Source organism: Bacillus sp. TH25 (assembly GCF_016650935.1).
Lineage (GTDB): Bacteria > Bacillota > Bacilli > Bacillales > Bacillaceae_G > Bacillus_A > Bacillus_A mycoides.
The window spans coordinates 213,898-236,852 of record NZ_JAEKEU010000038.1 but is presented as its reverse complement, the minus strand read 5'-3'; the positions used below and the strand labels follow the sequence as shown (position 1 = coordinate 236,852).

Here is a 22,955-nt window from a genome sequence, read left to right as displayed (position 1 = left end):
GAATTTTGGCAATGACTGTTTTAGTAATTAGTGTAATGATATATCCGTTTTTAAGTTATTTAATGAAAGATGGGGACGATATATCGAATGTTGCAATAATATATTTAATATTTGTGGCGAAAAATGTGATTACATATTTAAATGCTCATAAGAGATCTTTAATAAATGCGGATCAACGAGGATATATATTGGTTAGGGTGGATCTTGTATTCCAAGTGCTAACTACCATATTCAAAATTTTTATATTATTATACACAAAAAATTATATATTGTATTTAATTATAGAATTGAGTATATATACAATTCAAAATGTAGTAAATGGTAGGGTTGTGAGTAAGAACTACCCTTATATAAAAATAAAAGAGAAGTATTCTATAGATAAAGAAACGAAAGAAAATTTAATAATAAATGTAAAGGCGATGTTTTTGCATAATATTGGAGGGTATATTGTATTTGGCACGGATAATATATTGATTTCTTCTTTTGTAGGTCTTGCTATGGTCGGGATATATTCGAACTATACAATGATAATAAATCAATTATCCGCCTTAGTAAATCCTATATTAAATGGTATCGAAGCAAGTGTGGGGAATTTAATTGCAACTGAGAATAATGACAAAAGTTATTCAATATTTAAAGTGATTTATTTAGTGAATTTCTGGATATTCTCTTTTTGTACCATATTTTTATATAACCTTTTAGAGCCATTTATAGGGTGGTGGCTTGATAAGAAGTATTTATTAAATAACATAGTTTTTGTAGTGATATTAATAAACTTTTATTTAACAGGGATGCGGACGGCGATAGCTATTTTTAAAAATAAAGCGGGATTATTTGTACAAGATAAGTATGTTCCGTTAGTTGAAGCGATAATCAATTTAAGTTTATCCATTGTATTAGTCAAAATTTTTGGATTGGTAGGTATATTCATAGGCACGGCGATAAGTACAATTGCTACGGTACTTTGGATTCAGCCTTATATTGTATATAAAAATCTTTTTAAGAAATCGGTTTTGAATTATTTTACAACATATGTATTTTATGTATTTTTAACTGTAGTTACAGGTTTCATTACTACGAGTATATGTAATTATTTTATAGAAGGAGGTACTTTTATTTCTTTAATCGGAAAGGGTGTAATTTGCTTATTAGTACCAAATGTAATATACATTTTAGTTTTTTATAAAAGTATAGAATTTAAATATATAAGGAATATCTTTAGTATGATGTTATCACAATTTAAAAAGAGACGTGATGTTATTTAGATATTATATTGATTTGAATTATAAAGTAAATTAAGTGTTATTAAAGTTTGTTAGCATAAAATGAAACTTGATTTAATTAGAAAACGTCAATCATTAGCCCTAACATAATATTTATATAATGCATAGTATTCTATTAAAGGGATACGTATTTAAGCAGAAAAAATATTTATCCTCATGTACTGATTTGAGTTGAGATTCTTTAAATAGAGGTCAACTTATATCTTAGATGGAGGTTATATATAAATCATGGCAAAATTTCAAGTGACGTGTGTTTTGAGAGAGAAGCTTCCTGTGTTAAGCGAGGGAGAATTTTGTTTTTGTATAGATACTTGTGAATTATTTATTGGGACGAAAAAAGGAAATGTAAAAGTATCAACAGAGAATAAATTTGAGAGTTTAGTGAGGAAAATCAAAGCTAATACATTTGGGGGCCTCTATAACCTTAAGTCGAATAAATCACTAATCGGAGAAACAGAAGCTGCTAATTTGGTTTCTAGTACTTATTTTCTTGAATTAGAAAGATGGAATATCAAAAATGATGGAACTGAAGCTGTTAGTACTTCTATAGGAATTAATAATGCGTTAGTTTGGGCATCTCAGCAAGGATTTGTAGAAGTAGTTTTACCTAAGGGGATATATTTAATTGATGAGAATACACCAATTGAGCCGCAAAGTTTTATGACTTTAAATTTAGGTGGAGCAACTTTAAAAATAAGAGATAATGGATTAGTTAAATATGCAATCGTACAATATCAAAGAAATCAAAAGTTTTCTCGGATTACAAATGGAAGGATTGAAGGTGATAAAGATACACACGATTATACAACGATTCCTCATACACATGAATGGGGATATGGAATTGAAGTAGGAAATACGACTCCTATTGAGGGGAGTAATATTAGTTATATTTCGATAGATAATATGGAAATCTTAAATTGCACTGGCGACGGTATAGCAATGGAAAGTACATGGGGACAAATTGGAGAATATGATTTCGCTGGTACATTTGAAGTAGGTGGTATCAGTGATGTTGATGGTACACCGATAGTAGATACTAATAAAATTAGATCGAGCATAAGAATAGATTTGCATCATGAGAGCATTACAAAATGGAGATATTTCGGATTATATGGCGATGGGTATGGTGGAATTGGTTCGGAAATTAATACAGAATTATATGATGTGTTATTTTATAAGGCTGATAATACTTTTGTAGCTGCTGCGAAAAGAGTAATGTTTTTTGAAGAAGTGAATGTTCCACAAAGTGCAGATTATGCAAAAATAGTTCTTCATCAAGGTACGATACCTTCGGGAAATGGTTGTAAAATAACAGTAAGAATTCCAGAGTTTTCTCGAAATATATTTGTTGAAAAATGTAAAATACATCATTGTAGAAGGCTTGGAATAAGTGTATCTGGGGCGAAATATATTTACATTAGAGATTGTGAAATTTATCAAATGAAAGGTACGGCACCTCAAGGAGCGATAGATATTGAAGATGGATATCGCTTAAATCAATATATAAATATCCAAGGGAATAACATATATGATAACACGGGATATAACATTGTCGTAGTTGGTGGTAGATACATTAATATTATTCAAAATAAATTAGCGGATAATTCATTAGTAATAAATCAAAATGTAGAGAAGGTTATTATAAATCATAATCACATAAGAGAAGTAGTCTGTGTTTTAGGTGGGGAAGTGACTTTTACAAATAACCAAATGTATGCTGCACGAATCATAATAGATCAAGGAGATAAAGAAGCACTTATTGGTAACTGTATTTTCCATAATAGTGCGTTGTTAATGGGAAGGGATAAAGCGTATTGCATTCAAGTCAATCAATGTCAATTTTTTAGTGATCAAGATTTATTTCGTTCATTTTCACAGTTAGGTTCAATAATTGGTTGCTCAACAGAACCACAAACTATATCAGATTGTGTTATTAAAGGAAGCACTGTAGATGGTACAAGTTTGATAGGTGTATCACCTGGTATGAAAAATGGTTGGAGATTAAGTAATGTTTCTTTTATAGATACGATACACCCGCAAGGAATTATTACAAATTTGCCACCTGGAGTATATACGGGATGTAATTTTGAAAATAGCGGTACAATATCATTTGTCACAAAAACCCCCCAAGCGGAATACGAGTTTAATGGATGTACATTTTATTGGGATGCTCATATTCTCTTTAACGTTGAATCTTTTCAGAAGATAGCACGGTTAAAAGTGCAAAATAGTACTTTTATAGGTGGTAGATGGGGACCGGCGTTTTTTTTCTGGGATATTGGAGGTAGTGTACAATTTATTAACAATCTATTTAATTATCCTAATTCTGAATCGACAGACAGTATAATAAATTTTTGGAATGACACATTTACAAGTGAGTTTCTATTAATTGAAAATAACATATTTAAATCCAATAAAGATATGATTGGTTTAAATGCGAATCAAATTTCCCCTTCGATTGATTTAATATTTAAAGATAATATTGTGGATACGATAGTAATCAGATTAAGAGATGAGCATATTAAGAAAAATAATTATATTAATGGTGTTTTTGATCCATATTTTTATCTTGCATCAGAACCGACTGAAGGTTTTTTTAGGGTAGGGCAAGTGATGAGCAACTCAAACCCTGTTGCAGGGGGGTATATAGGCTGGATATGTGTCAAAGAAGGATATGCTAGTAATGTATCGTGGGAAAAAGGCGGCGCATATAAAAGAGGAGATATTGTGAGGGCTAACGGAAACGTCTACAAATGTTTAGTGACGGTGACCAATGATGTAACAGAACCTTCAAAAGTAGATGGAAATACAAAGTGGGAGTATTTAGGGGATATGGCAGTGCTTAAATTATTCGGTAAGATTTTAGAATAAAGAATTAGGGTGAGTATTAATAAACAAAACAAAGGATGACTCATTGAGTTATCCTTTGTTTTGTTTATTTTGGTCTGAATACAAATGGAATGGGAGGATGGGCTATGAAAAGAATCTTTGATGTATGTATTTCGTTTGCGTTACTATTGGTATTTTCACTTCCAATTCTTGTAGTGGCAATCTTAGTTAGATTGAATTTAGGATCTCCTATACTATTTAAACAAGAGCGCCCGGGACTACATGGAAAGCCATTTAATCTTTATAAGTTTCGTACCATGTTAGATAAGAGGGATAATCATGGGGAATTATTTCCGGATCAAGATAGACTGACTATTTTTGGGGAAATCCTTAGAAAATATAGTCTAGATGAGTTACCACAGCTTATAAATGTTGTAAGAGGTGATTTAAGTTTAGTAGGTCCACGCCCATTATTGATGGAATATCTACCCTTATATTCTAGTAAACAGGCTAAAAGGCATGATGTAAAACCAGGAATTACGGGATGGGCACAAATAAATGGGAGGAATTCAATTACTTGGGAAGAAAAGTTTGAATTAGATGTATGGTATGTAGAGAATCGTTCTTTTTTATTAGATTTGAAAATAATTGTACTTACAATAACAAAAGTATTTAAAACAGAAGGGATAAATCATGTTGGGCATGTAACAATGGAGCGATTTACTGGAGGGAAAATAGAGATAAAGGGGGAGGGGAAATGAAAATTTTGATAATAGGGTGTGGTGGTCATAGTAAGGTTGTGAAGGATATCATCTTATCAAATGAAGGATACGAGATAGTCGGTTATTTAGATGATTTATATACAGGTATAACTATTATTGATAACCTTTATTTTGGGGCAATTGAAGATGCACGGGAAATTATCAACAATTTTAATGATATAAATCTTGTTATTGCTATAGGGAATAACAAAATGAGAAAAGAAATTTTCGGAATATTAAATCAACCGGTCGGCATATATGCTACATTAATTCATAAAACAGCAATTATAAGTCCTCATGCGCATATAGGGAACGGAACGGTAATTATGCCGAATGTGGTTGTTAATGCTGATACTATCATTGGTAACCATACGATAATAAATACGGGCTCAATAATAGAACATGACAATATAATTGATGATTTTGTTCATATTTCACCACATGCTACACTTACAGGTTCTATCACAATAGAAGAGGGAGCGCATATAGGAGCATCAGCTACTATAATTCCAGGTGTTAAAATTGGGAATTGGTCTATTGTTGGAGCGGGCTCTGTTGTAATAAATGATTTTCCATCTAATTGTACTGCTGTTGGCATTCCTGCAAAAGTTATTAATGTAGTAAATTAAGAGGGGGATGAAGAATCGTGATAAAAAGTAAGGAGAAAATATATCTTTCTGCACCACATATGGGAGGAAATGAACAAAAATATATTCAAAATGCATTTGATACAAACTGGATTGCACCTCTTGGTCCAAATGTAGATGAGTTTGAAAAAGAGCTTGCATCTTTTGTAGGAGTTAAAGGTGGGACTGCAGTTAGTTCAGGTACGGCTGCCATTCATTTAGCTTTACGGTTATTAGATGTTCAAGAGGGAGATACAGTGTTTTGTTCAAGTTTTACTTTTGTAGCGAGTGCGAATCCGGTTATTTATTTAGGTGCTGAACCGGTATTTATTGACTCAGAACCGGAAACATGGAATATGTCACCACAAGCGCTAGCGCATGCATTATATGATGCTAATAAAGCAGGGGAATTACCGAAGGCTGTTATTCTTGTTCATTTATATGGTCAAAGTGCTAAGTTAGATGAAATTCTTTCGCTTTGTAATCAATATGATATTCCTATAATCGAGGATGCAGCAGAATCTCTAGGTTCTACATATAAAGGGAAAGCAAGCGGTACATTCGGGAGGTTTGGGGTTTATTCATTTAACGGAAATAAAATCATTACAACTTCGGGTGGTGGAATGCTTGTATCTGATGATGCGGAAGCATTAGTGAAAGCAAAATTTTTAGCGACGCAAGCAAAGGATCCAGCAACACATTATGAACATAGTGAGATAGGATATAATTATCGAATGAGTAATATTTTAGCAGGTGTTGGGAGAGGGCAATTAGAAGTGTTAGAAGATAGAGTGTGTGCTAGAAGGCGTATATTTAATCGGTACTATGAAGAGTTATCTCACATACCGGGATTTTGTTTTATGCCGGAATTAGAAAATACTCGCTCGAATCGTTGGCTTACAACTATGATGATTGATGAAAAGGAATCTGGTATCTCTATTGAAAAATTATTGACAACCTTAGCAGAAGAGAATATTGAAGCACGTCCTACTTGGAAGCCACTACATATGCAGCCACTTTTTAAAGAAAGTAAGTATTATTCTCATCAGAAAGATAATGATGTATCTAAAAGATTATTTGAAAAGGGGATTTGTCTTCCTTCTGGGACCAATATGATGGATGAGGATCAACGGAGAGTTATTCAGGCTATTATAAATATTATATAACATGGAATAATTCACAGAGAAACAAGTGGATTAATGTTCATTATAATGAATGTTAATGTTGTTGATTTGGTGTATATTTCCATTAATATATTGACGTGAAAGTAATAAAATGATAATTTAAATGTATCTATACCTAAGTTTATAGGTGAATTAGGATGTGTGGTTAATTGGGAATTGAAATGGATATTTTTGTTCTTTAAAAAGAATTAAATCAAGGGAGAAAAGGTGTGTTAAATAAAAAAGCACCTTTGCAGTAACTCGTTGTATAAGGGGGGGGAAAATGAGTGCTATAACAGGTATTATTCATTTTAATGAAGAAACTATATCGATTCAGCATGGCACACAGTTAATGAGTTATTTACAAAAGTACCCTGCTGATGATATTCAAATATGGCATAAAGAAAATGTTTTACTAGGATGTCACGCACAGTGGATCACACCAGAATCTGTTGGTGAACAATTACCCTTTTATAATTACGAAAAGCAACTGGCAATTACAGCAGATGCTATTATTGATAATCGTAATGAGTTATTTGAAAAATTACAAGTGGATTATGCAGATAGAAAAACCATGACAGATAGTGAGTTGATTTTACTCTCTTATCAGAAATGGGGGGAAGCGGCTCCAAAATATTTGGTAGGCGATTTTGCCTTTATGATTTGGGATGAGAAAAAACAAACCCTTTTCGGTGCCAGAGATTTTTCGGGAAGCCGGACGCTTTATTTTTACCGTGGTGAGGAAAAGTTTGCTTTTTGCACTATTATAAATCCACTATTTTCTCTACCATATGTTGAGAAAAAATTGAATGAGCAGTGGCTTGCTGAATTTTTAGCTATCCCGGTGAATTTTGAATCGATAGATCCTTCTTCAACAGTATATAAAACTATTGAGCAAATTCCACCTTCCCATTCTGTTACTGTGAAAAATGGAAAGGTGAAATTATCGAGATACAATACACTAATCGCCGGAGAAAGGCTTCAACTCAAATCAAACGAAGAGTATGAAGAAGCGTTTTTGGAAGTGTATCAAAATGCGATAAGATCACGTTTACGTACCCATCATCAAGTAGGGGCTCATTTGAGTGGAGGACTTGATTCGGGTTCTGTAGCCAGCTTTGCTGCACGAGATTTAAGTGCAGCAAATAAACGTCTACATACATATAGTTATGTCCCAGTAAAGGGTTTTGTAGATTGGACGCATAGACGTAGAGTAGCTGATGAAAGACCTTTTATTCAATCGACTGTACAGCATGTAGGAAATATTAAGGAGCATTATTTGGATTTTGAAGGAAGAAGTCCTCTATCAGAAATAGATGAGTGGCTTGAAATTCTAGAGATGCCGTATAAATTCTTCGAGAATACTTTTTGGCTTAGGGGAATTTATGAGGAGGCGCGGTTACAAGAAATTGGAGTACTCTTAAACGGACAGAGAGGAAACTGGACGGTGTCATGGGGCCCAGCTGTGGACTATCAAGCTATGCTTTTGAAAAAGATGAATTTACGTCGCTTTTTGCAAGAACTATATTCGTATAGTAGAAATATTGGTGTAAAGAAATCACGAGTATTTTCAGTAGTGAGAAAAAAGGCATTTCCGTTTTTGAATCGAATATCTTCATCAAAAAATCAAATTGTTTTCCCGAGATTTATTAATCCAGAATTTGCAAATAGAATGAATGTGTTCGATAAGCTTATAGAACATAATATTGATGTAACAGGCACCTCAATAACAGATGCATATGAAATAAAAAAAAGGCAATTTGAACAGTTATATTATTGGAGCATAACTGGTGCATATGGATCCAAGTTATCATTGCGTTATTCTTTATGGGATCGCGATCCAACGAATGATTTACGGGTTGTTCAATTTTGTTTAGCTGTTCCAGAAGAGCAATACGTTCAAAATGGTTTAGATCGGGCACTAATTAGAAGAGCAACAAAAAATTTCTTACCTGATAAAGTAAGGTTGAACCAGCTCACTAGAGGTGTTCAAGGTTCTGATGGTGTTTACCGTATGGCGCATCAATGGAGTGAATTTATTGAAGAGCTTGAGCAGCTTAGTAAGGATCCTATAATTTCAGAATTTCTGGATATAGAGGTTATTAGAACTGCGATTTCTAAGATTAAAGAAGAACCTCATCCAGAATATGCATTTGATTTAGATTTTCGAATTTTAATGCGTAGTTTAATAGTGTATCGATTTATGAAAAAAAATATTTGAAGGGAGGTGACATAATGAAAAAAGATTGGACAATTCCTACATTGGAAGTACTTGATATCAATATGACAATGGCTGGACCGGGTATTAAAATACCTGATGGTGTTCAACCGGATGAGGACGAAATGGTTCACCATAGCTAATTTATCAATTAGGATACACATTGTGATCCCCTTATACAGTAAAAGTATAAGGGGTTTTTATAAAAATTTTGAAAGCTATTTGGAGTGAGAGAGTTGATGGAAACTACAAATAAAAATGTATATAAAGTTTTTGGGTTAAGAGTGTTGAGTGAAATGAAATTGCCGGAATTACCTCAAATCAATGAACAAGAAGAGAATGTAGAAATTGTAATTCGATTAACTGATTTATCTCAGAAGTGGAGTGAACTTGCTAGCGCAAAACAAAACTTTGTAGTTGATAAAAACGTAGTTATGATTCGTATTCCTGATACTGCTATATTTTCTATACAAGGAGGAAAGCAAATATTTGTTTCACCAATGAAGGACGCTTGTGAAGATAAGATCCGTCTTTATATACTTGGAACTTGTATGGGTGCCTTACTAATCCAAAGGGGAATATTACCATTACATGGTAGTGCAATAAATATTGATGGGAAAGTTTATGCCTTTGTAGGTGATTCAGGAGCAGGTAAATCAACTCTTGCAGCGGCTTTTTTAAGTAAAGGATACAAAATTTTGAGTGATGATGTAATTGCTGTGACAGTTTCGTCAGATAAGACTCCAATTGTGATTCCATCTTATCCGCAACAAAAATTATGGGCGGAGAGTTTGAATGCTTTTGGAATGGGAACGGCAAGTTATAATCCATTGTTTGAGCGAGAAACAAAGTATGCTGTGCCTGTACAATCTCATTTTTTCTCTGAACCATTACCTCTTGCTGGTGTTATTGAGTTAACGAAAACAGAGGATGAGAGTGTTGAGTTGATTCGAATTGAAGGACTTGAACGATTGCGTACATTGTTCTTTCACACATTTCGTAAGTTTTTAATTACGCAATTAAAATTGACAGAGTGGCATTTCACTACTTCTACAAGTGTGATAAACAAGGTAGATATGTTTCATTTGAAACGTCCAAATAATAGGTTTACAGCGCATGAACTTGTATCAATTATATTAAAAACTATACACGGAGGAGGAGTAATAGATGATGTATACAGAGAGAATTTCTCTAGAGTGTCAGATTGTGCAAAGTGAAGAGAATATTGTGAGTGATATGGATGGGGAAAAAGTAATGCTAAATGTTCAAAAAGGGAAATATTATAATTTGGGAGAAACAGGGGGAGAAATTTGGGAACTAATAAAAACTCCAATTATGGTTACTGAACTCGTCAGTACATTGTTGTCAAAGTACAACATTGAACGGGGCGATTGTGAAGAGCAAGTTCTTTCCTTTTTAGAGTGTTTAATTCAAGAAGGTTTAATTCAAATAAAAGATCAATCTAATAGATAAATTCGTAATTTCAAGAGAGCTGTTAGGAAGGGATTAATGAATATTGTGAAAAGGTTAAGGGTATTTTTATCACTGAACATGGAAACAAAGCTTTTATTTTTAGAGGCTTTTATTTTTTTAGGGTGGGCGCGTGTACTAAAAAGTATTACCTTTTCTAAAGTTGCACCTTCTTTAGGGGATTACATGAACGAAACATCAGTTGCCCAAATTCAGCCACACGGGGATACACTAAAGAAGGTGTCTGAAGCTATTTCTATTATGAGTCGTTATACTTTTTGGGAAAGTCAGTGTCTTGTTAAAGCTATAGCTGGGATGAAAATGCTCGAAAAACGTCACATTGAGAGTACTCTTTATTTAGGAACTGCTAAGGATAGTCATGGGGAATTAATTGCGCATGCATGGTTACGGAGCGGTTCTTTTTATGTTACTGGATCAGAAGGAATGGAGAAATTTACTGTCGTTGGATCATTTGCAAAGAGGCTAAGTGAGGACATTATTAAAGGAGAATAAAATGGAGAAAGATTTTGGTCTTAATGTAGAGTTCATGTCTAAGGAATTGAAACTTCTTTTTGCAATTTTGAAGTTACAGGATGACGAAACAGTGCAAATTTACAGTAATGAATGGTTTTCGGATATTGATTGGGAGGTATTTCTTGAGCAAGCTGTGCATCATCGCGTTTATCCAGTGATATATCAAAAACTTAAACAGGTGGATGAGGAACTAATTCCTTCACATATTGTACAAACCTTGAATAGAAAATATAAAAAAAATACATTTCAAATGCTTTATTTAAGTGCTGAAATGGAACGAATAAATAAACTATGTAATGAAAATGAGATTCGTATGATTTTTCTAAAAGGACCTGTACTATCTCAGGACTTATATGGGGATATTTCTTTACGAACATCCTGTGATTTGGACGTTCTAATTCCGATGCAAAATTTAGAAAAAGTAGAAATGCTACTTTTAGAGCAGGGGTATGTAAAAGATGATTATATTCAAACGATATTAAATGATTGGAAATGGAGGCATCACCATATAACATTTTTTCATCCAACAAAGCAGATTAAACTTGAGATTCATTGGAGGTTAAATCCCGGACCTGGTAAGGAACCTGGGTTTGAAGAACTTTGGAAGCGAAAGAGAAAAAGTACCCTTACGAGTAATTCTGTATATATGTTAGGGGAGGAAGATTTATTTTTATTTCTTGTATCTCATGGTGCTAGACATGGTTGGTCCAGATTACGCTGGTTAGTAGATATAAAAAAAATTGTCGATCAAGAACTTAATTGGAGTGAGATCTATAAGTTAATGAGAAAATATCAAATGCTTCATTTAGGAGGACAAGCATTAATTTTAGCAGCTCAATTGCTAGGTGTACGACTAGATGAAAGGATGATGGAATTAGTAGCGAAAAAACGTTCAAAGCAGTTAGCTCAAGAGGCACTGTTTTATTTCAAGCAAATGATAAACTTGCATACCGATCCTGTCCCTGAAGAAGTATTTATCTATCATAGTCGATATTTATTTTCACTAATGTCTAATCAGCAAAAAATTTTATATATTATGAGCCAACTATATCCTTATCCAATTGATGCAAAAACATTACCGTTACCTAAATTTCTTCATTTTTTATATTTTCCTTTACGTCCGTTTTTATGTCTTTGGAGGAAAACAAAGAAGCTGGTTTTGTTATAGGGGGAACATCGATGAATCATATTATATATTTTATGAAGAAATTATATTCTTCAGCGGGAAAAATACTGTATGTGAATTTATTTGGTATGGTTTTAATAAGTTTACTTGAAGGGATAGGTATTATTTTATTAATTCCTATGATAAGTATGACTGGAATAATTAATATAGGTGAGGAGACTCCTTTCATTACACCTATCTATAGATTTTTGCAGGATTTTCCTAAAACAACAAGTCTAATTTTTATTTTAGGTATATATGTATTTATAGTGTTAAGTCAAAATTTACTACAAAGAAATATAACGCTAAGGGATGCGAGAACGCAACAAGTTTTTATACGAAAGTTAAGAATAGAAACATATAGTATGATTTTAAAAGCAAAGTGGAGGTTTTTTTAGAGAAAAGGAAAACAAATCTAATTAATATATTAACTACCGAATTAGCTCGTGTTAGTTATGGGATTAATTTAATTTTACAATTGTTAGCTACTATTTTGTTTACATTCATACAGGTAGGGCTTGCCTTTTTATTATCTCCCCACATAACTATATTTGTTTTGGTCTTTGGCTTATTATTCTTGGTAGCTTCTCGTGTTTTTATAAAAAAAGCACGAATACTAGGCGGTAAGACCTCAAAATTGGCACAAGACTATCTTTCTGGTATAATAGATCATTTCAATGGAATTAAAGATATAAAGAGCAATACTTTGGAAGCATCACGTTTAGATTGGTTACAATATATAACAAAAAAGATGAGTAGCGAACAAATGGAGTATATGAGAATAAGGTCAAACTCTCAATTGTTTTATAAAATTTCAATGGCTATATTAATTGCATTTTTTATATTATTATCAGTAAATATGTTTCAAGCGCAAACTGCCCAGTTACTATTAATCATTCTCATTTTTTCCAGACTATGGCCAAGATTCATGACGATTCAATCAAATTTAGAACAACTGGCTGCAAGTATTCCTGCTTTTAAGTCATTGTGGGAATTGCAAGAGGAATGTATTGAAGCGATTGAAATGCAGGATATACATCAGCAAAAACATATAAAGCCGATTTGTATAGAACAGGGTATTGAATGTAAGGATATTTATTTTCGGTATAATAAGAAGGAGCATTTGTATGCACTTCAAAATATTAATGTGCAAATACCAATCAATAGTATGACGGCTATTGTGGGACATTCGGGAGCTGGGAAGAGTACATTAATCGATGTTTTAATGGGATTGATTCAACCAGAGAAAGGTCAAGTATTAATAGATGGAACCCCTCTTACAAGTGAAAATTTATTGTCATTGAGACGGGCTATTAGTTATGTGCCACAAGATCCTTTCTTATTTAATGCAAGTATAAGAGAAAATTTATTGATGATTGAGCCGAATGCGAGTGAAGAACAAATTTGGACTGCATTAGATTTTGCGGCGGCAGCTGAATTTGTACGAATACTTCCAAAAGGGCTTGATACTCTAATTGGAGATCGTGGAGTGAGACTTTCAGGTGGTGAACGTCAACGACTTGTACTAGCTCGAGCTATTTTAAGACAACCATCCATTTTAGTATTAGATGAAGCTACGAGTGCATTAGATACTGAAAATGAGGTGAAGATCCAATCAGCAATAGAAAGATTGAAAGGAACGATGACTATTGTTGTTATTGCGCATCGGTTATCTACGATCCGTAATGCAGATCAAGTTATTGTTTTAGGAAAAGGTGAAATTGTTCAAAAAGGTGAATTTAATCAATTGGCTAAAGAGAGAAAAGGTGTATTTCGAAATTTATTAGGGTCACAAATGGAAGTCGGTTCTTAGGGGAGAAAGATTGAATGAAATCTTGTATTATTGTAATTCGAGTTGAATGATAGCCCGGATAATGGTCAGTTACAGCAGATCTTATTCGGGCTTTTATATTTGTGTTTTGTAAATTTAGGGAATAAATATAATTCAGTACCTTGCAATAAACAGTACTTAATGGTATATTATGGATATAACAGGTGCCGTGTATTGAACAGTACTGAAATAAGAAAGGGGGATTGTCCTTGAACGTTCAGTTTAAAAAAGGTGTGTTAGAACTGTGTGTATTGGCGCTTGTAAAACGTAAGGATTGTTATGGTTATGAACTTGTTCAGCAAATTTCAAATAAATTTTTAATATCGGAAGGTTCTGTATATCCGCTATTACGTCGTTTAACGAAAGAGGAATATTTTCAAACGTATTTAAAAGAATCCACGGAAGGACCGCCCCGTAAATATTATCAACTAACAGAGCAAGGGGAGACGCAACTTCATTTGTTAGTGACTGAGTGGCGTGATTTTGCTAAAGGTGTTCAAGAAATTATTGAAGGAGTGGAATGGGATGAGTAAAGAACAGTTTCTTAAAGAATTATCAAGTCATCTTAGAAAGTTACCAGAAGAAGAGCGACAAGATATTTTATTTGATTATGAAGAACACTTCCAGTTTGGGATGGAAGAGGGGAAAACTGAATCAGAAATAATAAAGGGACTTGGTTCTCCGAAAGTAATTGCGAAAGACTTGCTTGCTTTGTATCGCTTTGATGAGATGAAAAAAGATCCATCGACTTCGAATGTAACAAGAGCTGTCATGGCAGCGGTTGGACTTAGTTTGTTTAATTTTATTATTGTGTTAGGCCCATTAATTGCAATTATAGCTTTTATATTTTCCTTTTGGGTCGGTGGTGTTGCTAGTGTAGTGACACCATTTTTCGTTATTGTAAAAGTATTTATGGGTACTTTTATATGGTTGGATCTTTTCGTTAGTATAACGTTTGTTGGAGTAGGTTTGTTGTTATGTATTGTAGCTTATTATAGTACGAAGTGGTTTAAAAGATTATGTGTACGCTATGTAGTATGGAACTTCAAAATGATAAAAGGGGAGTAGATGATGAAAAAAATATTATTAGTAGCTATCGCTTGTATCATTATTGGAGTAATAGGGATTTCACAAACATATAAGAAAGCAGTAGAAACTGTAGAGAAAGGAAATAAGGAAGAAGTTATTAAAAACGAAACGCTAAAAAATGTGGAAGTTAAGTTAGATGCTGGAGATATTGTTGTCCAAAAATCTCCTGATTCCTCTTTTTATGTAAAGCAAACAGGAGACGTAAGTAAACAGGAGATTCGTATTGCTGAAGATGGTGACACATTAAAAGTCATAGGGGAAATAGAAAAAGGTGTTTCATTTAATTTTTCCTTTTACAATTTCGGATTTCAAACGCCTACATTGACTATATTTGTACCAGAACGTTCTTATCAAGAGATAAAAGTAAATTCATCCGCTGGACAAATAGAAATAAGTAATGTGAAAAGTGACCGCGTAAGTGTTGAAACACTCGCCGGAGAAGTGGATTTGAAACATGTAACAGCAAAGAGTGTGGAAGGGTCTACAAAAGCTGGCGAGGTGAATTTTAAAAAAGTAATAGGGAAAGTAACAGCAAAAACGGCTAGTGGGGATATAGATATTATTGATCATGATTCTAAATATGATTTAGAGGTAAGTTCAACTGCTGGAGATGTAGATATTACTTTATTGGAAAAACCACAAGATGCAGTTATAACTGGGCAAACTGCTGCTGGAGACGTGACAATTTTTAATGAAGACAATAAAAATATAACGATTGGTAATGGTAGTAAAAAGATTAGCGGTAAAACCGCTGCTGGAGATGTTACTATTGAAACGCGTTAATAATTAATGAAACGCATTCTTTTGAATGAACGGAAATCTATCAAAATATAAAAAGAAGATAATTACCTATATAAATAAGGGAATTATCTTCTTTTTATTATTTTTAATGTAAATCACGATATACGCCAATTACTTTTCCAATAACTGACACTTGTTTTAAAATAATAGGTTCTAGTGAAGAGTTTTCCGGTTGTAGACGGAAATGATCTTTTTCTTTATAGAAACGTTTAACAGTTGCTTCGTTATCTTCTGTTAAAGCAACTACAATTTCACCGTTGTATGCAGACTGTTGTTGGCGAACAACAACTAAATCACCATCAAAGATACCGGCTTCAATCATGCTATCTCCAGAAATGCGTAACATAAACACTTGATCTGCTCCAGCAACGATACTAGCTGGAAGTGGGAAGTGATCTTCTACACTTTCGACTGCTGTAATCGGTAAACCGGCAGTAACTTTTCCGACGATTGGAACTTGAATAACAGATTGTGTTTCCGTTCGGTTGTCACCTAAAATTTCAATTGCGCGTGGTTTTGTTGGATCGCGTCGAATATATCCCTTTTCTTCTAGTCGTGATAAATGTCCGTGCACTGTAGAACTAGAAGCAAGGCCGACTGCTTGACCGATTTCACGTACGGAAGGTGGATATCCTTTTTCTTGTACTTTTAGCTTAATAAAGTCGAGAATGTCTTGCTGGCGTTTCGTTAACTTTTCCATGTTTTCTAACACCTCGTTTTCTTTCATTTTTCTTATTATTAAGTATAACATGTGAAAAAACATTCTACAAACATAAGTTCGAACGAAAGGCAAATTTATGATACACTATAAGGAAAATATAGTGAGAAAGAAGGGTTCAAAATGAATGCAATTATTTATGCACGTGTGAGCACAACAAAAGAAGAACAGGAAACATCATTATTGCGTCAAAAAGATGAATTATTGCATTTAGCTGAGCGCTATCAAATGGATGTTACAAAGGTAATTGAGGAGCAGGCTAGCGGTTATACAATTGAACGTGATGGCATATTAGAAGTGCTAGATACAATTCGAGATGAACAAGTTGATGTACTACTTATACAAGATGAAACGCGTCTTGGTAGAGGAAATGCAAAGATTGCGTTAATGCATTGTTTACATAAAGAGGGGATAAAAGTTTATACGCACACGCATAGTGGTGAATTACAGCTTTCAGATTCTGATTCGATGGTGCTAAATATAATTGGGATCGTTGAAGAGTATCAAAGAAAGATCCACAATTTAAAAATTAAACGTGGCATGCAAAGAGCAGTGGAGAAAGGATTTCGTCCAGAAAATAATTTGAAAAATCGTCATTTAAGCGTAGGACGTGAGAAAAAAGAAGTGCCAATTGAGGAAATTGTACGTTTGCGCCGGAATGAATTAACTTTTGAAGAAATTGCAGCAACACTTCGTGGTTTTGGTCATGATGTTTCAAAAGCAACTGTACATCGAAGGTATGTAGAATATACAAAGCAATTGCTTGATAAAGAGGAATAACTATTGTATGATAATAATCAGTTTTGAGTAGAAGGGGGATTCGAGATGCCAAGTCAAGAACTCATTGAACGCATTAACTTCTTAGCGAAAAAAGCAAAAGCTGAAGGCTTAACTGAAGAAGAACAACGTGAGCGCCAATCGCTTCGTGAACAATATTTAAAAGGATTTCGTCAAAATATGTTAAACGAATTAAAAGGAATTAAAGTCGTTAACGAAGAAGGCACGGACGTTACACCGGCGAAATTAAAAGCTTTAAAAAAGCAGGATAATGCAAAATTAAATTAAAAGATGGGCATAGCCCATCTTTTTTTATTTGTTAAAATTGTTATTTAATAACTTTCCAGTTTTCATTTTTCGTTGCTTCTATCCTTTTATGCTTCAATATATAGTTAGCGATAAGTTCAGACATATCTGTTGGTATGTCTTTTACTACTGGTTTATTTTGAAACATAAAGAAGTTCCCGCCACCGCTTGCACGATAATTATTCATAACAACGTCATATTCTTCATTTATATTAAGGGGAGCGCCTTTATACTGTAAAGATTCTACTCTCTCACCAATTGGTTTTGAAATGTTTAATACGTACGAAATCCCTTCCCACATATCGTAATTATAGTGTTGCGGCTTTGGTTCTATGTAGGTAGGGGTTACGATGATGGATCCATCTGCTTTTAATGTGAAATAAGAAGCAGAGAGTTCGAGAGCATCTTTTATATCCGCTCCGGTTATTCTAATTACTTTTAATGTATTTGGATAAATATAATTAGAAACGATGTCACGCATTGTTACATGTTTCGGGAAACCTGGAGATGTATTATGGAACAAACTTGTGCAAGAAATTGAAACATTAGCTATATCCATCTGTATTTTATTTATGAATTCAATAAAAGGATGGTCTTGCAAACGAGTTTGCATAGCATCTGAAATTTGCATGTCCCCATAGATTAGTCCAATAGGTTTATCAAGCCAATTTTGTGTTTTCTCTTCATAATTGGCAACCAAGGAAAGAACATCTTGGTCTGCCGCAATTCCTTGTACGGGCAATAACTCTGAATAACTCTCTTTTTTCACCCATTTTTGTTCTGCTTTTTCGAATGTTACTGTTACTTTTCCAACTGAGTGTCCATTGCATCCGGTCTGTAAAATTGTTACACCATTAATCATGGTGTGAGCGATTTCTCGGTGTTGGTGGCCTGTTAGTAAAATATCTATGCCTTCAATTTCATGGCACATTGCATATCCTTGGTTTTCACCTGTTAAAACTTCAGTCGGTACCCCGGTTTGTAAATCGCGTTCAAATCCCCCGTGATAGGCTACGACTAGTAAATCTGGTTTCTCATGTTTGCGGATGTAAGAAACCCATTTTTTTGTTGTTTCAAATGCATCTTCAAATTGTAAATCTTTAATATGATGTGCTTGTTCCCAATGGGGGATGTAATGCGTTGTCACCCCTAAAATAGCAATTTTTATATTTGATTCAATATGTTTTATTATATATGGTTTCCCGAAATAAGGTTCTTTTCTGTTTTTATCTAAAATGTTTGCTGATAGATAAGGGGAATTTGCAGTAGCCACAGCATTATTTAATATATCCATTCCATAATTAAATTCATGATTTCCGATAATTGCAATGTCATACTCTAAGTAGTTGGCTAATAAGGACATTGGGTTTTCCATATCTTTTTCGTATGTAGCGTAATGATAAGTAAATGGTGTTCCTTGAATGAAGTCCCCGTTATCAATCAGAAGAACGTTTGCATTTTGAGAACGTTCTTTTTTTATGAGAGTAGAAATTTTAGCTAAACCAATTTCTGCTTTGGAGTTATCTTGGTAGTGAATTGGATACACAGTACCATGTACATCGCTTGTTAATAAAATATTTAAAGTTACAATTTGATTTTGGTTCAACGCTATTCACCTTTTCTATAGTTATCTTTCAATTAATCATATCAAATATATGAAAAGAATTTTAATGTGAATGTATAGAATGTGTAAAGATTCTGTAAATAAGCAATTATTTGTAAAAATATGTGATATATTTCTTCATGTTTATGGAAGGTTATTTTATAACAATGAAAAATGGAGGCATTAACATGTTGAAAAAAGTTTTTGCAATGAGCACAACAGTTGTACTAGCAGCGGGATTATTAAGTGGATGTGGAACGAAGGAATCAAGTGCAAGTAAAAATGAAGATACGAAAAAAGGTTATGTACCGAAGACGCTAAATGTTCAATTTGTTCCTTCTCAAAATGCAGATACGTTAGAGGCGAAGGCAAAACCATTGGAAAAGCTATTAAGTGATAAATTAAACATTCCGGTAAAAGTTAGTATTTCAACGAATTACAATACAATTGTAGAAGCGATGGCATCTAAGCAAGTAGATGTAGGCTTTTTACCTCCAACAGCGTATGTGTTAGCGCATGAGAAAAAGGCTGCAAACGTAATTTTACAGGCGCAACGTTTTGGGGTAGATGATGAAACTGGAGCTCCCACAAAGGATTTAGTAGATGTTTATAAATCAGAGTTTGTTGTTAAGAAAGATTCTAATATTAATAGTGTAAAAGATTTAAAAGGTAAAAAAATTGGCTATCAAGATGTAACATCATCAGCGGGTTATGTATGGCCTGCGGCTGTATTGTTAAAAGAGGGAATCGATCCGCTAAAGGATGTGAAACCTGTTACATTAAAAGGTCATGATCTGTCACTTATTGCTCTTTTAAATGGTGATGTAGATGCAGCTGTTGTATTCCAAGATGCTCGCAATATTGTAAAAAAAGATTATCCGAATATATTCGATCAAACGAAAATAGTAAAATTTACGGAGAAAATTCCAAACGATACGATTTCTGTACGTTCTGATTTAGATGCAGAGTGGAGCAAGAAATTACAGGATGCTTTCATTGAAATAGGAAAGAATGAGGAAGGGCACAAAATCATTAAAGAAGTATACTCACATGAAGGATACGTTAAATCTGATGATAGTAAATTTGATATCGTTCGTGAATATGGAAAGAAAGTGAAAACGCAATAATACATATGGAAATGGCGACTAACTGGAAAGTGTGTGATTTCAGTTAGTTTGCCGTTTTTCAGTTATTGATAATACATAGAAGGTAGGTAAGATGTGTGATAGAGTTTCGAAATGTTTCTAAAGTGTATCCGAATGGTACAAAAGGATTGAATAATATAAACTTGGAAATTCAAAAAGGTGAGTTTGTTGTAATGGTCGGGCTATCCGGGGCTGGAAAATCTACACTTCTCAGATCGGTAAATCGCCTTCATGAGATCACAGAAGGAGAAATCATTATTGAAGGGGAGTCTATTACTGCTGCAAAAGGAAAAGGATTACGACGCATGCGCCGAGATATTGGTATGATTTTTCAAAGCTTTAACCTTGTGAAGCGATCAACGGTACTGAAGAATGTATTAGCTGGGCGGGTTGGATATCATTCTACATTGCGTACAACGTTAGGTCTGTTTCCGAAAGAGGATGTGGAGCTTGCATTCCAGGCGCTGAATAGAGTGAATATCTCAGAAAAAGCATATGCACGAGCTGATGAATTATCAGGGGGACAACAGCAACGTGTATCAATTGCTAGAGCATTGGCACAAGAAGCGAAAATCATATTGGCAGATGAGCCTGTTGCTTCGTTAGATCCTCTGACAACAAAGCAAGTAATGGATGATTTGAAGAAAATTAATGAAGATTTTGGAATTACGACAATTGTAAACTTACATTCTATTGATTTAGCGAGGCAATATGCTACTCGTATTATTGGATTACATGCTGGTGAAATTGTTTTTGATGGGTTAGTAGAAGAGGCAACGGATGAAAAATTCGCTGAAATTTATGGGGACGTAGCTCAGAAAAGCGCATTATTAGAGGTGGCAGCTAAATGAATGAAGTGACGATATATTCGAAATCGATACCGAAGCCGCCGAGTAAATTGAAACATATGTTAACTGTTATTTTAGTTATTTTACTGTTGTGGGGTAGTAGTGTACAGGTCGACGCATCATTTTCAAAACTAGTAGTTGGTTTTCCAAATATGATGGATTTATTGAAGGAAATGGTGCCACCAGATTGGAGTTATTTTCAAATTATTACAACAGCAATGTTAGATACAATACGTATGGCGATTATTGGAACGACTTTAGGGGCGATTTTAGCCATTCCACTTGCACTATTTGCGGCAAGTAATGTATTTACTAGTGTATTTTTGTACAGTCCAGCTCGATTGATTTTAAATTTTATACGAACAATACCAGATTTATTATTAGCGGCTATTTTTGTAGCGATTTTTGGAATAGGACCACTTCCAGGTATTTTGGCTCTTACTTGTTTCTCCGTTGGACTCGTAGCAAAATTATTGTATGAGTCAATTGAATCAATTGATCCAGGTCCATTAGAAGCGATGACAGCTGTAGGAGCGAATAAGGTGCAATGGATAGTTTATGGGGTCATTCCGCAAGTGAAAGCGCACTTCGTCTCCTATGTACTTTATACATTTGAGGTGAATGTACGTGCAGCAGCTGTTCTAGGTTTAGTAGGAGCAGGTGGGATTGGATTATATTATGATCGTACACTTGGATTTTTACAATATCAACAAACTGCTTCTATTATTATTTATACCCTTGTTGTTGTATTGCTAATTGATTATATAAGTACAGTGTTGCGGGGGAAATTATAATGAGTAAAACGACAATAATCGTACCAAAACCGAAGAAACCGAGTATATATCGCTGGATTATTTTTATAGCACTTACAGTTATATATGTATGGGCCTTTTCAGGAGTCCCGTTAGAGGGAATAAAGAATACGGCGGGAGAAATTACAAAAGCCATTATGACAGGCGTATTGAACCCAGATTGGTCGTATGTATCTTTGCCAGATGGTGAAGATTTATTACACGGTTTAATTGATACGTTGGCAATTGCGATATTAGGTACATTTATTTCTGCTTTTTTATCTGTTCCATTTGCTTTTTGGGCGGCAACGAATATGAGTAGTGGAAAATTAACTTCAGGAACTGGGAAATTTGTACTTAGTTTTGTTCGTACATTTCCTGAATTAGTTATGGCTCTTTTATTTATAAAAGCTGTTGGTCCAGGCTCTTTTGCCGGAGTTCTAGCTTTAGGGTTACACTCTATCGGAATGTTAGGGAAACTATATTCGGAAGGAATTGAAAATATAGATAAGGGACCGACGGAAGCGTTAATAGCAACGGGTGCAAATCGGTTTCAAATACTTTGGTATGCGGTATTACCACAAGTGTTACCGGATTTTCTATCGTATACGTTATACAGGTTTGAAATTAATGTACGATCCGCTGCGATTTTAGGTGTTATTGGAGCAGGTGGTATTGGTACGCCATTAATTTTTGCACTTAGTTCACGTAATTGGTCTCGTGTGGGAATTATTTTATTAGGTATCATTTTAATGGTAATTATAATTGATTTTATTTCAAGTTCTATTCGTAAGCGGATTATTTAATTTGTTTTAAAAGCATCTAATTCAGATGCTTTTTTGTATTTTTAAAGGTTATCAAAAGGGAGATATATCAGAAATTAGTATATTTGTATAAATATACAGATAATTATATTTATTTTTAAAATAAAAACAATTAAAAAGTATGTCATATTGAATGCCCATACATTCCCTAAATCACTGTGTTTTTTATGGAA

Annotated in this window: 22 protein-coding genes and 1 pseudogene; 21 read left to right on the top strand and 2 right to left on the bottom strand. The window is 33.9% G+C overall.

Features of this window, described 5'->3' with window-relative positions:
* The 15 genes and pseudogenes from JFT89_RS23760 to JFT89_RS23685 form a co-directional block, all read left to right on the top strand.
* Positions 1-1,265: lipopolysaccharide biosynthesis protein (locus JFT89_RS23760; protein ID WP_201040762.1), on the top strand; the 1,265-nt coding region annotated here is incomplete at its 5' end.
* Positions 1,266-1,511: 246 nt separating this feature from the next.
* Positions 1,512-4,154: a right-handed parallel beta-helix repeat-containing protein gene (locus JFT89_RS23755; protein WP_201040760.1), complete on the top strand. Its 2,643-nt coding sequence runs from the start codon at positions 1,512-1,514 to the stop codon at positions 4,152-4,154.
* Between the two features lie 104 nt (positions 4,155-4,258).
* A complete protein-coding gene (locus JFT89_RS23750; protein WP_201040758.1) occupies positions 4,259-4,873 on the top strand; it encodes a sugar transferase in 615 nt (204 codons plus the stop codon).
* Positions 4,870-5,502, top strand: coding sequence for an acetyltransferase (locus JFT89_RS23745; protein ID WP_016096311.1), 633 nt, complete (start codon positions 4,870-4,872; stop codon positions 5,500-5,502). The genes JFT89_RS23750 and JFT89_RS23745 overlap by 4 nt, the downstream gene beginning before the upstream one ends.
* Before the next feature lie 59 nt (positions 5,503-5,561).
* Complete coding sequence (locus JFT89_RS23740; RefSeq protein ID WP_201040764.1) at positions 5,562-6,665, top strand: aminotransferase class I/II-fold pyridoxal phosphate-dependent enzyme; 1,104 nt, start codon at positions 5,562-5,564, stop codon at positions 6,663-6,665.
* A gap of 280 nt (positions 6,666-6,945) precedes the next feature.
* Positions 6,946-8,883 (top strand): lasso peptide isopeptide bond-forming cyclase, encoded by a 1,938-nt coding sequence (locus JFT89_RS23735; protein ID WP_201040756.1) that lies wholly within the window; start codon positions 6,946-6,948, stop codon positions 8,881-8,883.
* A 14-nt stretch (positions 8,884-8,897) separates the two neighbouring features.
* Positions 8,898-9,023: a paeninodin family lasso peptide gene (locus tag JFT89_RS23730; RefSeq protein WP_002199627.1), complete on the top strand. Its 126-nt coding sequence runs from the start codon at positions 8,898-8,900 to the stop codon at positions 9,021-9,023.
* A 93-nt stretch (positions 9,024-9,116) separates the two neighbouring features.
* A complete protein-coding gene (locus JFT89_RS23725; RefSeq protein ID WP_002199628.1) occupies positions 9,117-10,097 on the top strand; it encodes a hypothetical protein in 981 nt (326 codons plus the stop codon).
* Positions 10,048-10,353, top strand: coding sequence for a lasso peptide biosynthesis PqqD family chaperone (locus JFT89_RS23720; protein ID WP_016096314.1), 306 nt, complete (start codon positions 10,048-10,050; stop codon positions 10,351-10,353). Before JFT89_RS23725 ends, JFT89_RS23720 begins: the two co-directional genes overlap by 50 nt.
* Before the next feature lie 36 nt (positions 10,354-10,389).
* On the top strand, positions 10,390-10,863 hold the full coding sequence (locus JFT89_RS23715) for a lasso peptide biosynthesis B2 protein (RefSeq protein WP_002146239.1): 474 nt from the start codon (positions 10,390-10,392) through the stop codon (positions 10,861-10,863).
* Between the two features lies 1 nt (position 10,864).
* A complete protein-coding gene (locus JFT89_RS23710; RefSeq protein WP_016096315.1) occupies positions 10,865-12,052 on the top strand; it encodes a nucleotidyltransferase domain-containing protein in 1,188 nt (395 codons plus the stop codon).
* 11 nt (positions 12,053-12,063) lie between these two features.
* Positions 12,064-13,862: pseudogene (locus JFT89_RS23700) on the top strand (ABC transporter ATP-binding protein).
* A gap of 227 nt (positions 13,863-14,089) precedes the next feature.
* The gene (locus JFT89_RS23695) at positions 14,090-14,413 is read left to right on the top strand and encodes a PadR family transcriptional regulator (RefSeq protein ID WP_016105867.1); all 324 of its coding nucleotides are present in this window, start codon (positions 14,090-14,092) and stop codon (positions 14,411-14,413) included.
* Positions 14,406-14,948: a DUF1700 domain-containing protein gene (locus JFT89_RS23690; RefSeq protein ID WP_201040751.1), complete on the top strand. Its 543-nt coding sequence runs from the start codon at positions 14,406-14,408 to the stop codon at positions 14,946-14,948. Before JFT89_RS23695 ends, JFT89_RS23690 begins: the two co-directional genes overlap by 8 nt.
* Positions 14,949-14,951: 3 nt before the next feature.
* Positions 14,952-15,752 carry a DUF4097 family beta strand repeat-containing protein gene (locus JFT89_RS23685; protein WP_201040750.1) on the top strand — a complete coding sequence of 267 codons (801 nt, stop codon included), beginning with the start codon at positions 14,952-14,954 and terminating at the stop codon, positions 15,750-15,752.
* Between the two features lie 103 nt (positions 15,753-15,855).
* On the opposite strand, the gene lexA is transcribed toward JFT89_RS23685, so the two are convergent.
* Entirely contained in the window at positions 15,856-16,470 is a 615-nt protein-coding gene (gene lexA / locus JFT89_RS23680) for a transcriptional repressor LexA (protein WP_002137782.1), read from the bottom strand.
* Positions 16,471-16,611: 141 nt separating this feature from the next.
* Here lexA and JFT89_RS23675 point away from each other — a divergent pair, with 141 nt between their 5' ends.
* Positions 16,612-17,268 carry a YneB family resolvase-like protein gene (locus JFT89_RS23675; RefSeq protein ID WP_002014433.1) on the top strand — a complete coding sequence of 219 codons (657 nt, stop codon included), beginning with the start codon at positions 16,612-16,614 and terminating at the stop codon, positions 17,266-17,268.
* A 45-nt stretch (positions 17,269-17,313) separates the two neighbouring features.
* The gene (locus JFT89_RS23670) at positions 17,314-17,553 is read left to right on the top strand and encodes a DUF896 domain-containing protein (RefSeq protein ID WP_002014431.1); all 240 of its coding nucleotides are present in this window, start codon (positions 17,314-17,316) and stop codon (positions 17,551-17,553) included.
* Between the two features lie 40 nt (positions 17,554-17,593).
* Here the strand turns inward: JFT89_RS23670 and JFT89_RS23665 are convergent, their stop codons facing one another.
* Positions 17,594-19,177: a bifunctional metallophosphatase/5'-nucleotidase gene (locus JFT89_RS23665; RefSeq protein WP_201040748.1), complete on the bottom strand. Its 1,584-nt coding sequence runs from the start codon at positions 19,175-19,177 to the stop codon at positions 17,594-17,596.
* Positions 19,178-19,362: 185 nt separating this feature from the next.
* On the opposite strand from JFT89_RS23665, the gene JFT89_RS23660 reads away from it, so the two are divergent.
* The 4 genes from JFT89_RS23660 to phnE (JFT89_RS23645) all read left to right on the top strand — a co-directional run bounded on the left by JFT89_RS23660 (position 19,363) and on the right by phnE (JFT89_RS23645) (position 22,764).
* A complete protein-coding gene (locus JFT89_RS23660; RefSeq protein WP_201040746.1) occupies positions 19,363-20,301 on the top strand; it encodes a phosphate/phosphite/phosphonate ABC transporter substrate-binding protein in 939 nt (312 codons plus the stop codon).
* Between the two features lie 95 nt (positions 20,302-20,396).
* Positions 20,397-21,170: a phosphonate ABC transporter ATP-binding protein gene (gene phnC / locus JFT89_RS23655; RefSeq protein ID WP_002137774.1), complete on the top strand. Its 774-nt coding sequence runs from the start codon at positions 20,397-20,399 to the stop codon at positions 21,168-21,170.
* Positions 21,167-21,961: a phosphonate ABC transporter, permease protein PhnE gene (phnE, locus tag JFT89_RS23650; RefSeq protein ID WP_002087885.1), complete on the top strand. Its 795-nt coding sequence runs from the start codon at positions 21,167-21,169 to the stop codon at positions 21,959-21,961. Before phnC ends, phnE (JFT89_RS23650) begins: the two co-directional genes overlap by 4 nt.
* Positions 21,961-22,764, top strand: coding sequence for a phosphonate ABC transporter, permease protein PhnE (gene phnE / locus JFT89_RS23645; protein ID WP_002066554.1), 804 nt, complete (start codon positions 21,961-21,963; stop codon positions 22,762-22,764). Before phnE (JFT89_RS23650) ends, phnE (JFT89_RS23645) begins: the two co-directional genes overlap by 1 nt.
* The last annotated feature ends 191 nt before the right edge of the window (positions 22,765-22,955 follow it).

Coding starts and splice junctions, on each gene's coding strand:
- JFT89_RS23710 (WP_016096315.1), top strand. CDS start 10,865: ATGGAGAAAGATTTTGGTCTTAATGTAGAGTTCATGTCTAAGGAATTG.
- JFT89_RS23740 (WP_201040764.1), top strand. CDS start 5,562: ATGGGAGGAAATGAACAAAAATATATTCAAAATGCATTTGATACAAAC.
- phnE (WP_002066554.1), top strand. CDS start 21,961: ATGAGTAAAACGACAATAATCGTACCAAAACCGAAGAAACCGAGTATA.
- JFT89_RS23675 (WP_002014433.1), top strand. CDS start 16,612: ATGAATGCAATTATTTATGCACGTGTGAGCACAACAAAAGAAGAACAG.
- lexA (WP_002137782.1), bottom strand. CDS start 16,470: ATGGAAAAGTTAACGAAACGCCAGCAAGACATTCTCGACTTTATTAAG.
- phnE (WP_002087885.1), top strand. CDS start 21,167: ATGAATGAAGTGACGATATATTCGAAATCGATACCGAAGCCGCCGAGT.
- JFT89_RS23750 (WP_201040758.1), top strand. CDS start 4,259: ATGAAAAGAATCTTTGATGTATGTATTTCGTTTGCGTTACTATTGGTA.
- JFT89_RS23715 (WP_002146239.1), top strand. CDS start 10,390: ATGAATATTGTGAAAAGGTTAAGGGTATTTTTATCACTGAACATGGAA.
- JFT89_RS23745 (WP_016096311.1), top strand. CDS start 4,870: ATGAAAATTTTGATAATAGGGTGTGGTGGTCATAGTAAGGTTGTGAAG.
- JFT89_RS23730 (WP_002199627.1), top strand. CDS start 8,898: ATGAAAAAAGATTGGACAATTCCTACATTGGAAGTACTTGATATCAAT.
- JFT89_RS23690 (WP_201040751.1), top strand. CDS start 14,406: ATGAGTAAAGAACAGTTTCTTAAAGAATTATCAAGTCATCTTAGAAAG.
- JFT89_RS23660 (WP_201040746.1), top strand. CDS start 19,363: ATGTTGAAAAAAGTTTTTGCAATGAGCACAACAGTTGTACTAGCAGCG.
- JFT89_RS23755 (WP_201040760.1), top strand. CDS start 1,512: ATGGCAAAATTTCAAGTGACGTGTGTTTTGAGAGAGAAGCTTCCTGTG.
- JFT89_RS23685 (WP_201040750.1), top strand. CDS start 14,952: ATGAAAAAAATATTATTAGTAGCTATCGCTTGTATCATTATTGGAGTA.
- JFT89_RS23720 (WP_016096314.1), top strand. CDS start 10,048: ATGATGTATACAGAGAGAATTTCTCTAGAGTGTCAGATTGTGCAAAGT.
- JFT89_RS23735 (WP_201040756.1), top strand. CDS start 6,946: ATGAGTGCTATAACAGGTATTATTCATTTTAATGAAGAAACTATATCG.
- JFT89_RS23670 (WP_002014431.1), top strand. CDS start 17,314: ATGCCAAGTCAAGAACTCATTGAACGCATTAACTTCTTAGCGAAAAAA.